This is a genomic window from Stenotrophomonas sp. 89682_Sma (assembly GCF_056481405.1).
On record NZ_CM151147.1, the window covers coordinates 4,269,825 to 4,282,782 of the forward strand.

Consider the following 12,958-nt stretch of genomic DNA (forward strand, 5'->3'; position numbering starts at 1 on the left):
GGGCCCTGACCCGGCGGCGGCCCTATACTCGACGGTCATGTCGACCGTCGATCCCGTCCTGCTGCTGTTGACCACCTGCCCGGACCGGGCCAGTGCCGAGCGCATCGCGCACGCGCTGGTCGGCGAGCGCCTGGCGGCGTGCGTGACCCGCCTCGATGGCGCGCAGTCGACCTACCGCTGGCAGGGCGAGGTGACCACCGACGCCGAGCTGCAACTGCTGGTGAAGACCACCGCAAGCCGCGTCGATGACGCGATTGCCCGGATCGTCGAACTGCATCCGTATGAACTCCCGGAGTGCATCGCGGTCGAAACCCGGGCCGGCCTGCCGGCGTATCTGGATTGGATCCGGGCACAGACCCGGGAGGACACTGATTGAAGACTCTGTTTGCGCGTGGCGCCGCCCTGTGCGCCCTGTTGTGGCTCTCGCTGCCAGCGTTCGCGCTGGATGAGAAGGACCTGCTGCCGGTGGACCAGGCGTTCGCGCTGACCGCCACCGCCCCCGAGCGCGGCCAGGTGCAACTGCAGTTCAAGATCGCCCCCGGCTACTACCTGTATCGCCACCGCACCAGCGTCAAGGCCGATCCGGCGTTCAATGCCGGCGCGCTGCAGATGCCCAAGGGCGACAAGCACCACGACGATTTCTTCGGCGAAGTCGAAACCTATCGCGAACGCCTGCAGGCCACCCTGCCCGGCACGCCGACCGATGCAGCGGGCACCATCAGCCTGGAAGTACGCTACCAGGGCTGCGCCGACGCCGGTGTCTGCTACCCGCCGCAGAAGCGCGTGGTGCAGGTCACCCTGCCCGGTGCCGGCGCACAGCCCGCGGCCCCTGCCGCGCGTGCCGGTGCCGCCAGCCCGTTCAACAATCCGCTGGCAGGTGCCGGCAACAGCGGCGGGCTGCGCCTGCCGGGTGCCGCCAGCAACAGCCAGGCGCTGCCGCTTCCGTCCGAGCAGGCGTTCGGCTTCGATGCCATCGCCAGCGACGGCAACACCCTGCTGCTGCGCTTCAGCCCCGCGCCGGGCTACTACCTGTATCGCGACCGCACCTCGTTGAAGCTGGAAGGCAGCACCGGCGTGCAGGCCGGCACGCCGCGCTGGCCGGCTGCGCAGTCGCATCGTGATGAACACTTCGGCGATGTCTCGGTCTACTTCAACCAGGTGGAAGTACCGCTGCCGCTGCGCCGCTCCGTTGCCGACGCGGTCGACAGTACCCTGGTGGTGACCTTCCAGGGCTGCCAGACCGATGGCATCTGCTATCCGCCGATGACCCGCCGGGTGAAGCTGTCGATCCCGGCCGGCAAGGTCAGCGCCAGCGCCGACCAGGCACCGCCGCGCGATGAGGTGATCAGCCCGTTGGCTGCGGCGCCACGCGAAGGCGCCAACGGCGCCCCCCTGCGCCTGCTGCCAACGGTACCCAATACGGATGCCACCACCCCGGCCGTTGCAGGCGCCGAAAGCGGTAATGAGTTCGCTGCAGATGCACGCGGTGACAACGCGCTGCGTACGCGTCCGCCCGCGACCACGCCGAATCCGGACCGCTCGTTCGTCTGGGTGCTGTTGTTGGCTTTGGCCGGCGGCCTCGTATTGAACCTGATGCCATGCGTGCTGCCGATCCTGTCGCTGAAGGTGCTGAGCCTGGCGCAGAGCGGCGAGAGCCCGCAGCGCGCGCGCAGCCACGCGCTCTGGTACACGCTGGGCGTGCTGGTCGCGTTCGCGGTGATCGGTGCGTTGATGGTCGGCCTGCGTGCGATCGGCAATGCCGTCGGCATCGGCTTCCAGCTGCAGCACCCTGGTGTGGTGGCGGCGCTGGCCTACATCATGTTCGCGGTGGGCCTGAGCCTGTCCGGCGTGTTCACCCTTGGCGGTGGCATCGGCAACCTCGGCCAGTCGCTGGCCAGTCGCAGCGGTCCGGCCGGTGACTTCTTCACCGGTGCGCTGGCCTGCGTGGTCGGCAGTGCCTGCGTCGGCCCGTTCATGGGTGGCGCGATCGCCTACGCCTTCATTGCCCCGCCACTGAAGGCGATGACCGTGTTCCTGTTCCTCGGCCTGGGCCTGGCGCTGCCGTTCCTGCTGATCGGCTTCGTGCCGGCGCTGGCGCGCCGCCTGCCCAAGCCGGGCCCGTGGATGGAAACGCTCAAGCACGTGCTGGCCTTCCCGATGTATGCCACCGCGCTGTGGCTGCTGTGGGTGCTGGGCAAGCAGCGTGGCGTGGACGGCATGGCGCTGGTGCTGGGTGGCCTGCTGCTGTTCGCCTTCGGCCTGTGGCTGTTCGAGCGCAACCGCTGGACCGGCTCGCGTGCAGTGACCTTGCTCGGCGTGCTGCTGGCGATCGGTGCATTGGTACCGGCCTGGGGCGTGACCCAGCTGGCACCGCCGGCACGCGCCGCACAGGCGGCCAGCGACAACGTGGTGGAGTACTCGCCGCAGCTGCTGGACCGCCTGCGCGCCGACAACCGCGTGGTGTTCGTCAACATGACCGCCGACTGGTGCGTGAGCTGCAAGGCCAACGAACGCGCGGTGCTGTCACGGCCGGAGTTCAAGGACCTGCTCAAGCGCACCAACGCGGTGTACATGCGCGGTGACTACACCAACGTCGATCCGCAGATCACCACGTTCCTGGAAGAACACAAAGCCGTCGGCGTGCCGCTGTACGTGGTGTACGGCCCCGGTGCACCGCCGACCGTGCTGCCCACCCTGCTGACCCAGGCCGTGGTCGAGGAAGCGCTGCTGCGCACCGCACGATGAAGTGGCAACGGCCAGCGCTGCTGTGGACAGCGGTGCTGGCCGCCGGCCTTGGCCTGTGGGCCGGCCATCGATTGGCACCGGCGTCGGCTGTAACGGCTGCCTCGCCAGATGCTTCCGCAGCGGCTCCCGCGGCGCCGGCCCTGAAGGTGGGTGATCCGCTGCCGGCACTTTCACTGCCCGACCTCGAGGGCCAACCGCAGGACCTGCGACAGCGCTTCGCCGGCCGCCCGCTGCTGGTCAACGTCTGGGCCAGCTGGTGCGCCCCATGCGTGGAAGAGATGCCGGAGCTTGCCCGCTTCGCCCATGCGCAGGGCGACAACGGCGTGCAGGTGCTGGGCCTGGCACTGGATACCCCGGAAGACGTGCGCGGTTTCCTGCAGCGTGTCCCGGTGGATTACCCGATCGTGATCGAGACCCCGGGGCCGCGCGATGCCAGCGTGCAGCTGGGCAATACACAGGGCCTGCTGCCCTACAGCGTGCTGTTCGATGCGCAGGGGCGGCTGGTGAAGGCAAAGCTGGGACCGTTCGCCCACGGCGAGATCGAACGCTGGGTGAAGTGAGGGTTCGGCAGGGTTGCACCCTGCACCCGCTTCAGGCCAGAGCAACAGCCGAAGCAATAGCTACAGCGGGCTTTCCGTGGGATGGCGGGGCGATGTCGGAGTGCGGGGACGCTGCAAGTACGTCCCTGTAAGCTTGGCAGCCGCATCCATGCGGCTGACACCCCGCACTCCGACACCGCCCCACCTCTGACAGATCTTCGCGGCTGTTGGTAGGTGTCGACCTTGGTCGACACATCTGTCAGATATCGATATTCAGAACGGAATCAGACCCCGTGCCGACCAACGGTCGGCACCTACCAAAGCAGAACGCCGTTCCGACAGATCGCAGGAAACTGTCGAAGGCGGGGTGGGTCCGGTTGAGGGGGCGTGAGCCGCATGGATGCGGCGACCGAGCTTACATGGACGTACTTGCAGCGTCCCCCTCAACCGGACCCACCCCGCCAACCCACGGAAAGCCAGCTTTTGACGTTGACGTTGCTCCGGCTTGTAGCGGGTGCAGGGCTGCAAAGCCCTGCAACAAAACCCTCCTTGACCGTAGCCCGTCCGCCACGGAAAATTCCGCGACTAATTCTCATTTGCTGTTGCGCAGGATGCGGGCGGCAGCCTTCCAGGCCCTCCTCCTTCAATGTTCAAGAACGTCCTGTTCCAACTGCACTGGCTGCTGGGCATCACTACCGGTGCCGTCCTGGCCGTGATGGGACTCAGCGGCGCCGTGCTGTCCTTCGAGGACGAACTGCTGCGTGCCGCCAACCCCGGCTTCGCCGAAATCGCCGAACACCATTCCGAAGGCCAGCATCCGCTGGCGCTCACTGAACTGGTGCCGCTGCTGCAGGCCGGCAGCGAGCGACCACTGCAACGCCTGCGCATCGATGCCACCGGACAGCGACCGTCAGTCGCACGGTTCGCCGGCGGCAAAGAGCACTGGGTGTACTTCGACCCGTACAGCGGCGAACGCTTCAGCGCGCTGCGCGGGCAGGCCTTCTTCGATTTCGTCGAAGACCTGCATCGCCACCTCGCTGCGGGCGAGCGCGGCAAATGGATCACCGGCAGCTGTGCCATCGCCCTGCTGTTCTTCACCCTGTCCGGCCTCTATCTGCGCTGGCCGCGGCGCTGGTGGCACTGGCGCAGTTGGTTGGCGGTGGAGTGGAAGCGCAGCGGCCGCGGGTTCCTGTGGAGCCTGCACTCGGTGGTCGGCACCTGGGTGCTGTTGGTCTATCTGATGAGTGCGCTGACCGGCCTGTGGTGGTCGTTCGACTGGTACCGCAGCGCCGCCAACACCCTGCTGGCCGTCGCGCCGGCGGCCAAGCACAAGGTCGCCACCGACACGACGCTGGACCTGCGCCGCGTCGAAACCACCTTGTATGCGTTGCCCGGCGTGCGCACCGGCTTCATCGACCTGCGCCTGCCGGAAGAGCCCGGCCAGGTACTCAACGTGCGGGTGATGGCCGGTGATCCGTCTCAGCGCGGCGGCCACCATGACCGTGCACATGATCTGCTGCAACTGGATCCGGCCAGCGGGGCAATCCTCGATTCGCGCCCCTACGCGCGCCAGGGAACCGGCGGCCAGCTGGCCACCAGCGTGTTCGCGTTGCACTCGGGCAGCTACTTCGGCATACCCGGGCGCGTGGTGGTGATGCTCAGCAGCCTGGGCATGAGCCTGTTCTTCATCACTGGCTGGATGCTGTACCTGGACCGTCGCCGCAGCCAGCGCGCCGCGCGCGGGCTGCGCCAGTCGCTTCCGGTTGCCGCCGCCAATGATGGCCGCGCACCTTGGCTGGTCGTGCATGCCAGCCAGAGCGGGCTGGGCGAACAGCTGGCCTGGCGTGCTGCCGCGCAGCTGCAGGCCGCTGGCCATGCTGTGCAGGTACTGCCATTGGCCCGGGTCGATGCCACGCAGCTCGCGCGCACTGCGCAGGCCTTGTTCGTGCTGAGCACCTTTGGCGATGGCGAACCTCCGGATGCGGCGCGGGGCGCTGCGCGACGGCTGCTGGCACAAGCGCCCGATCTGTCGGGCCTGCAGTTCGGCCTGCTCGCCCTGGGTGACCGCCAGTACCCGCATTACTGCGGCTTTGGCCGCCAGTTCGATGGCTGGCTGCTGGGCAACGGTGCGCGTGCGCTGTTCCAGCGCATCGATGTCGATGCCGCTGCGGTAACGGCGCTGCGCCAGTGGCAACAACAGCTGGGCGCGCTGACCGGCATCGCCACCGATGACAGCGTACTGCCGGCCGCCACGCAGATGCACGAGTGGCGCCTGCTCGGCCGCGACCGCCTCAATCCAGGCAGCATCGGCGGTGCGATCTGGCGCATCCGTCTTGCTGCACCGGCCGAGGTGCAGTGGCAGGCGGGCGACATCCTGCATATCGCGCCCCGCCACAACGCGCGGCACGCCGATGCGGTACTGAAGGCACATGGGCTGGATCCCCTGCAGCCGCTGCTGATCGACGGCCAGCCGCGCACGCTGCTGGCGCTCGCCAGCGAGCGCGAGCTTCCCGATGCCGATGCCGCGCTGGCGGTGCAGGATGCGTGCCTGTGGCTGGCAGGGCTGTCACTGCTGCCGGGGCGGGAGTACTCCATCGCGTCCTGTACGGATGACGGTGCGGTCGAGCTGGTGGTACGGCTGGTCCATGACGAAGCCGGACGCACCGGCCTGGGCTCGGGCTGGCTGTCAGTGCATGCGCCGATAGGCGCCAGCATCGCCTCCCGCGTGCACCGCAATCCGGGTTTCCATCGCGTGATCGGTGCACCCATGGTATTGATCGGCAACGGCACCGGCATCGCCGGCCTGCGCAGCCTGCTGCGCGAAGCCGCCCATGCCGGAGAACATGGGCACTGGCTGCTGTTTGGTGAACGCCAGCGTGCGCACGATTTCCTGTTCGCCGACGAGATCGAGGCCTGGCAGGCCAACGGTCATCTTGCGCGGGTGGACCTGGCGTTCTCGCGCGATGGCGACGGCGGCTATGTACAGGATCGCCTGCGTGTGGCGGCCGATGCCCTGCGCGACTGGATGCAGCGTGGTGCCGTCATCCACGTCTGCGGTTCACTGCTGGGCATGGCCGAAGGCGTGGACCAGGTGCTGCGCGAAGCGCTGGGCGATGAAGCAGTGGAAACACTGCTGGAGAGCGGGCGCTACCGTCGCGACGTGTATTGATTCCTGCCACCGCGCATGGGCGTGAGCCGAGCATGGGCTCGGCTCTACAGTGTTTCCCGGGCCCGATGATGTAGAGCCGAGCCTGCACTCGGCTGATTCCCCGCCGGCCCACAGAACAGCACCGCCTAGGCCGCCGCGCGTGCCGCCCGCTCTTCCGGCTGCAGTCGGAACGCGCCCACCGCTTCGGCCAGCGCGTGTACCTGCGCCTGCATCTGCGCGGTCGAGACACCGGCTTCTTCCACCAGGCTGGCGTTGCGCTGGGTGCTGGCTTCCATCTGCACGATGGTCTGGTTCACCTGCGCGATGCCGGCATGCTGGTCCTGCGATGCACTGCGGATACCGGCCAGCAGCTCGGCCAGCTGCTGCACGCTGCCAACGATCTCGCCCATGGTGGTGCCCGCCTGCTCGGCCTGCTGGCTGCCTTGCCCGACCCGCGCCACCGAATCCTCGATCAATCCCTTGATCTGCTTCGCCGCCTCGGCACTGCGCTGGGCCAGCAGGCGTACTTCTGCCGCCACCACGGCAAAGCTGCGGCCCTGCTCGCCCGCGCGTGCCGCCTCCACCGCCGCGTTGAGCGCAAGGATGTTGGTCTGGAAAGCGATGCCATCAATCAGCTGGGTGATATCGCCGATCCGGCGCGACGCCTCGCTGATGCCCTGCATGGTCGCCACCACCTGGCCCACCGCCTCACCGCCGCGCTGCGCCACCGCAGCGGCACCCTTGACCAGCGCGTCGGCACGCCCCGCGGCATCCGCATTGCGGCCAACGGTGTCGGTCAGCTCATGCATCGATGCGGCCGTCTCTTCCAGGTTGGCCGCCTGTTGTTCGGTACGCTGCGAGAGGTCGTGATGGCCGGCAACGATCTCGCCAACATCGGTGTCGAGGCTGGAGGTGGCGTGCTGGATGCGGGTGACGATGCGGCCGAGCTGAGCGACGGTGGCATTGGCATCGTCGCGCATGCGCGCGAACACCCCCTGCAGTTCACCCTCCATGCGCACGCTGAGGTCACCGTGGGCCAACGCTGCCAGCAGCGCCTGCAGGTCGCCAAGGTTGGTTTCAAACGTGGCCAGCAGGCGGTTGATGCTGGTCGACAGCGTGCGCACGAAGCCCTGCTTGCCCTCCAGCGCGATGCGCCCATGCAGGTCACCGTGCGCGGCGGCGTCGACCAGCGCGGCCACTTCGGTTTCCAGCAGGGTTTCCAGCGCACGACTTCGCCATTCCACCGCCACGCCAAGGAACTGGCCTTCGTCGATGATGGCGTTGGCAATCAGCTGGTAGCGCCCCCCTGCCTGGCTGATCTCGCGCTCCTCGCGCTGGCGCACGCTGGCCAGGCTGCCCAGCGCTGGGTGCAGGCGCACCGCGTCGCTGCCCACCAGCTCTTCGACCTGGCGCTCGAGCTGCAGCAGCAGTGCCGGGTTGGCGTAGGCAACCTGCCCTTCCGCATCGATCACCATCAGGCCGGTCTGCGCGCTGTCCAATGCCTGGCGCACGCGGGTGTTGCCGCGCGCCACCGCACGCTCGGTCTCGATGCGCGCGCGCAGGCGCTGCTGCATGTCGACCAACCGCTGGGCCAGCTGGCCGATCTCGTCGTTGGCGTTGTAGACGCGCAGGGTGGTGTCCAGGCGATCGTCGGCGATGTCGCTGGCGAAACGCAGGGTATCCTGGATCGGCTGGCGCACCGCACGCAGCACCAGCACCAGGCTGGTGATCAATACTCCGGCAACCAGCAGCAGCGTGAGTGCGAACAGCACGCTCATGGCGCGTGCGCCGGCCTGCTGGCGTGCCTGTGCACTGGCCAGCGCCGCGACCTGTGCCTGCTGGAATGCGGCCAGCGCAGGTGCCACGCCAGCGGCGGTTTCAAGCAGTGACTGTGCCTCCACATCCAGCCCGACACGCGCGGCGGTGTAGCCCAGCAACGCGATCTGGTAGCCCTCCATTCCGCTGCGCAGGGCGTCCTGCACATCGGCAGGCAGACCCGCCAGCGCCAGATCGAATGGCAGTTTTTCTTCGCTCGCACGATCGGCGTGCGTGGAATCACCATCGAGCAGCAACAGCGCCTCCTGACGGCGCATCTTCTGCAGGGACAGCGCCAGCGACGGCCGCTGCTGGGCGTCCACCTGGGTCTGCAGGGCATCGGCCGCCTGCTGCAGCTGCGCGGCAAGGCCAGCGTCGCCGCGACCCATTTCATCGACACGTTCGAACAGCGCCACCACACCCTGCGAGAACGCGTCAGCGGCCTCGGTCAGCGCCTGCAGGGCCCTGCGCCGGCTGGCATCCATCGGCATCGCACGCAGCGCCTGCAGATCGGCCTGCAGGGCGTTCTGGGTCACCAGCAACTGGTTGCGGTCGGCATCATCGAAACTGCGTGCATACTGGGTATGCAGGCGGCGCGCTTCGGCCACCCGCGTGGCCAGGCTCGCAGCCAGATCGCTGCCGCGCTGGTAGCTGGCCTGGCTGCGTGCAGCCTGTGCGCTGGCGTGGCCGGTCCAGGCGTAGACGGCAGCGATCGCGACCAGGCCAAGCCCACAGACCCACAGGGTCGCCTTGAGCTTGTTGGCCACGCTGAGCCGATGCGGCTGCAGCCAGCGCAGCAGGCCGGGGGACGCCGAGCGCAACGTGCCAAGGCGCGCGCGCAGGGACCTGAGGTGGGGGACAACGGCCGACATGACAGACTCCAGGCGGAAGGACGCACCTGTATCGGCTGGATCTGACACAACTTTAGGAAGTTTTTCGTTCGCCCACGCCGATCGCTGACGGACGCGGCCTTTGTACCGGGCACAGGCGACGGGGCGATGACATCGCCGGCGCGCTTGACCTCAACCCCGGTTGGGGGAGCACAGTGGACCTCCCTCCCCCGACCGGTGCCGCCATGACGACGCTCGATGTCCCCCGCTACCTGCAACGCCTGCAGCTGGATGCCCCGCCACCGCGGACCCTGGCCGGCCTGACCCTGCTGCAGCAGCGCCACAACGCGCTGCTGCCATTCGAGACGCTCAGCTGCCTGCTGCGCGACGCGGTGCCGATCGACCTGGACAGCGTGCAGCGCAAGCTGCTCGACGAGCGCCGGGGTGGCTACTGCTTCGAACTCAATGGCGGCCTGCTGGCCCTGCTGCAGGCACTGGGCTTCGATGCGCAGCCGCTGAGTGCGCGTGTACTGCTGGCCGCACAGGACGGCGAGCTGACTGCACGGACCCACCTGCTGCTGCGCGTGCATGTGGACGGCGATGATTGGCTGGTGGACGCCGGTTTCGGCAGCCTGACCCCGACCGTGCCGCTGCGGCTGCACGATGCGCAGCCGCAGGCCACGCCGCACGAGCGTTTTCTGCTGCAGCGCCTGCCCGAGCAGGGCGACTTCGTGCTGTCGGCCGAATCCAGCGACGGCTGGCGGGCGATGTACCGCTTCGATCTGCAGGCACCGGCACCGATCGACAACGTGGTGGGCAACTGGTACGTGTGCACCCACCCCGATTCCAGCTTTCCGGGCCAGCTGCGCGCGTCGCTGACCGGGCCCGACTGGCGCCGCACCATCGGCAGCGGCAACTACACCGAGTACCGCCCCGGGCAGGCGCCGGACAAGCGCCCGCTGCACGATGTCGGCGATGTGCGCGAGGTGCTGCAGCAGCGTTTCGGCATGCAACTGCCCGACGACCCACGACTGGACCCGGCGATCAACGACTGGCTGCAGCGCTCGCGTACCGCGACCTTGTAGAGCCGAGCCCATGCTCGGCTGACGCATTGGCGGCGCAATCAACAGCAGTCGAGCATGGCTCGACTCTACAGAAGCGCGCGCGCCTGCAGCGCGATGCGGTTGCCTTCACTGTCGCGGATCTCGGCCACTCGCCAATTGCCGGCATCGGCCGGACCGAAGCGCAGTTCGGCACCTGCCTGCAGCGCGCGCGCGAGGCTGGCATCCAGGTCATCCACGCCGATGTAGATGCGCACGCCCTGCTCGGAGGGCCGGTAGTCCGCGCCTTGCACCAGCGCCATGCTGGCACCTTCCGCGTCATCCGAAAACGGCAGGTACGCCATCTGGCAGTCATGCAGCAGGATCGGCGCATCCACGTCCACCCGCAGCCATTGCTGGTAGAACGCGATGGCACGGGCCAGGTCACTGGCGGGGATTTCAACGTGCAGGATCGGGTTCATGCTTTTTCCTGGTGCCGGCAACTCAGATGATGCGCAGGGTAATCGCCTTCAGCACCGCGCGGGTGCGGTCGCGGGTGCCGAGCTTGTCGAGGATGGCCGAGACATAGTTCTTCACCGTGCCCTCGGCCAGGAACAGGCTGCGCGCGATCTCCTTGTTGCTGTAGCCACCGGCCAGCAGGCGCAGGATCGCTACTTCGCGCTCACCGAAGGTATCGGTGGGCGGCGCTTCATCATGGAAACGGTAGCGGGCGCGTACCGGCTCGGTGCTGACCGGCAGCAGCAGGGTCTCACCGGTGGCAACGCGCTCGATCGCCTCGCGCAGGTCGGCCGGTGCTGCGTCCTTGAGCAGGAATCCCTGCGCTCCTGCCTCGCTGGCACGCAGCAGCAGATCACTTTCATCGAAGGTGGTCAGCAGCAGCAGCGGGGTGGCGTCACCACGCGCGCGCAGCCGGCGCAGCGCTTCGATACCGTCCATCCCGGGCATGCGGATGTCACTGAGCACCACGTCCACCGGCTGGGTGGCCAGCGCATCCAGCAGCGCCTGGCCGTCTTCGGCTTCCAGCACCACCTCCACGCCCAGCCCCTGCAACAGTGCGCGCAGGCCGGCACGGACCAGCGCCTGGTCGTCGGCCAGGGCAACACGGATCGCGCCACCGCTCATGCCGGCACCCACGCAGTCAGGTGCATGCCACCCTGCGCGGTGCGGGCCAGTTCCAGCTGGCCGCGCACTGCGGCCAGGCGCTCACGCATGCCGGTGATGCCGTTGCCCTCGCGGATACGCTCGGCGCGCTGGCCGTTGTCACGGATGTCGATACGCAACCGGGAGTCCTCTTCGTTGATCGTCAGCCATACGGTGTCTGCGTTGCCATGCCGGGCGGCATTGGTCAGCGCTTCCTGTACCAGGCGCAGCACGGTCTCTGCCATCAGCGGGTCAGCCACGCGCACGCTCTCGCCGATCTGCAGCTGCAGCTTCGGGCGCGGGAACGGCGCGGCCAGCGCGTGCAGCGCAGTAGCCAGATCGAGGCCGCGATCATCGCGCATCGATTGCACCACCTGGCGGATGTCGGCCAGCAACTCGCCGGACAGCTGCTCGGCCAGCACCAGTCCGTCGCGCCCGGCCAGCACAGGGTCGGCCGCAAGGGCGCGCAGGTTCAAGCGCATCGCGGTGAGCTTGTGCCCGGCCACATCGTGCAGTTCGCGGGCCAGGCGCAGGCGCTCGGCATCGCGTGCACTGTCGGCCAGCAGTGCACGTGTCGCCAGAAGATCGGCATTGACACGGGCCAGGTCATCGCGGGCCAACGCAGTGCTGCGCGCGTAGTGTGCGGTCAGTGCGGCAAATGCCTGGAAGCCGCCATACAGCAGCACCACCAGCAACGGCTGGGTGAAACCACTGTGGCGCAGCACGAGATACATGGCGAGGTTGGCCAGCAATGCAACACCCAGCACGAAGCGCGGTGGCCAATGCTCGGCCAGCTGCGCCACCAGCACCACCAGCAGTACCGGCGCGGTTCCGGTGCGCGGCTGCAGGGCAACCAGCGCGATCGCCAGCACGGCCTGCAGCACCGCAGCCAGTGCACGCACGCGGGCCGGCATTGCCGCCCATCCGTGCACCACGAACAGCAGCAGGAACGCGCCAAGCGACGCCTGGCTGAGTCCGGCACCGGCGCCCTGCACGCCGAATGACAGGCCCACCACCAGCACGGTGACCAGGCCGGCGAGGCTGAGGGGACGCAACAGGTGGCGGAACAGGCTGGGCATGACCTGATGCTGACGGCCGCGGCAGCAACCGGCAATGGGTCCAACGCAGAAAGTGACTTCTGGCACGTCGGATCGATGACCACTGGCCCTGAACCCACCAACGCGCCCCGCGCAGACTGGCTCTACACCGCAGCACACCACCCACCTCCGGAGCCACCGCCATGATCCGCACCGCCCTGCTCAGCACCGCCCTGACTGCCCTGGCCCTGGCCAGTGGTGCCCACGCCGCCGATCTGGCAGTGACCGTACACGATGTCCGCGTGCAGACCGGCACCCTGCGCGTTGCACTGGTCGACAGCGCTGCCGCCTGGGACGGCAAGGCCAAGCCGGTGCAGGCGCAGCAGGCGATGCCCAGCGGCGACAGCGTCCACTTCACATTCAAGAACCTGCCGGCCGGCAGTTATGCCGTACTGCTCACCCACGACGAGAACGACAACGGCAAGCTCGACACCAACCTGGTCGGCATGCCGGTGGAAGGCTATGGCTTCAGCAACAACCCGCAGGTGATGCGCAAGCCGACCTTCGACGAGGCGCGCGTCGACGTGCCGGCTGCCGGCGCTGCCATCGACATCACCCTGCGCTGATTCCTGCATCCAGACCC

General features: G+C 68.2%; 10 protein-coding genes. 6 read left to right on the plus strand and 4 right to left on the minus strand.

The genetic code is table 11. The annotated features are described in order from the left end of the window. Window positions 1–37 precede the first annotated feature (37 nt). From cutA to ACZK29_RS19700, 4 genes are all read left to right on the plus strand, one after another. On the plus strand, window positions 38–376 hold the full coding sequence (gene cutA / locus ACZK29_RS19685) for a divalent-cation tolerance protein CutA (RefSeq protein WP_010481118.1): 339 nt from the start codon (window positions 38–40) through the stop codon (window positions 374–376). Continuing rightward, the gene (locus tag ACZK29_RS19690) at window positions 373–2,745 is read left to right on the plus strand and encodes a protein-disulfide reductase DsbD family protein (RefSeq protein ID WP_478446381.1); all 2,373 of its coding nucleotides are present in this window, start codon (window positions 373–375) and stop codon (window positions 2,743–2,745) included. The genes cutA and ACZK29_RS19690 overlap by 4 nt, the downstream gene beginning before the upstream one ends. After that, window positions 2,742–3,305, plus strand: coding sequence for a TlpA family protein disulfide reductase (locus ACZK29_RS19695; protein WP_111204641.1), 564 nt, complete (start codon window positions 2,742–2,744; stop codon window positions 3,303–3,305). The genes ACZK29_RS19690 and ACZK29_RS19695 overlap by 4 nt, the downstream gene beginning before the upstream one ends. Window positions 3,306–3,930: 625 nt before the next feature. Beyond that, entirely contained in the window at window positions 3,931–6,453 is a 2,523-nt protein-coding gene (locus ACZK29_RS19700) for a PepSY domain-containing protein (protein ID WP_478446382.1), read from the plus strand. Between the two features lie 125 nt (window positions 6,454–6,578). Here the strand turns inward: ACZK29_RS19700 and ACZK29_RS19705 are convergent, their stop codons facing one another. After that, on the minus strand, window positions 6,579–9,119 hold the full coding sequence (locus ACZK29_RS19705) for a methyl-accepting chemotaxis protein (RefSeq protein WP_478446383.1): 2,541 nt from the start codon (window positions 9,117–9,119) through the stop codon (window positions 6,579–6,581). Window positions 9,120–9,322: 203 nt separating this feature from the next. Between ACZK29_RS19705 and ACZK29_RS19710 the strand changes: the two genes are divergently transcribed. Continuing rightward, the gene (locus ACZK29_RS19710; protein ID WP_478446384.1) at window positions 9,323–10,162 is read left to right on the plus strand and encodes an arylamine N-acetyltransferase family protein; all 840 of its coding nucleotides are present in this window, start codon (window positions 9,323–9,325) and stop codon (window positions 10,160–10,162) included. A gap of 65 nt (window positions 10,163–10,227) precedes the next feature. Here the strand turns inward: ACZK29_RS19710 and ACZK29_RS19715 are convergent, their stop codons facing one another. From ACZK29_RS19715 to ACZK29_RS19725, 3 genes are read right to left on the minus strand one after another with little or no spacing between them, the layout of a single operon-like run. Further along, window positions 10,228–10,599, minus strand: a complete 372-nt coding sequence (locus ACZK29_RS19715) for a VOC family protein (protein ID WP_164146999.1) — start codon at window positions 10,597–10,599, stop codon at window positions 10,228–10,230. 22 nt (window positions 10,600–10,621) lie between these two features. After that, window positions 10,622–11,260, minus strand: a complete 639-nt coding sequence (locus tag ACZK29_RS19720; RefSeq protein WP_111203699.1) for a response regulator transcription factor — start codon at window positions 11,258–11,260, stop codon at window positions 10,622–10,624. Continuing rightward, window positions 11,257–12,357, minus strand: coding sequence for a sensor histidine kinase (locus ACZK29_RS19725; protein WP_111203693.1), 1,101 nt, complete (start codon window positions 12,355–12,357; stop codon window positions 11,257–11,259). Before ACZK29_RS19725 ends, ACZK29_RS19720 begins: the two co-directional genes overlap by 4 nt. Window positions 12,358–12,518: 161 nt before the next feature. On the opposite strand from ACZK29_RS19725, the gene ACZK29_RS19730 reads away from it, so the two are divergent. Then, entirely contained in the window at window positions 12,519–12,941 is a 423-nt protein-coding gene (locus tag ACZK29_RS19730) for a DUF2141 domain-containing protein (RefSeq protein ID WP_111203692.1), read from the plus strand. Window positions 12,942–12,958 lie beyond the last annotated feature (17 nt).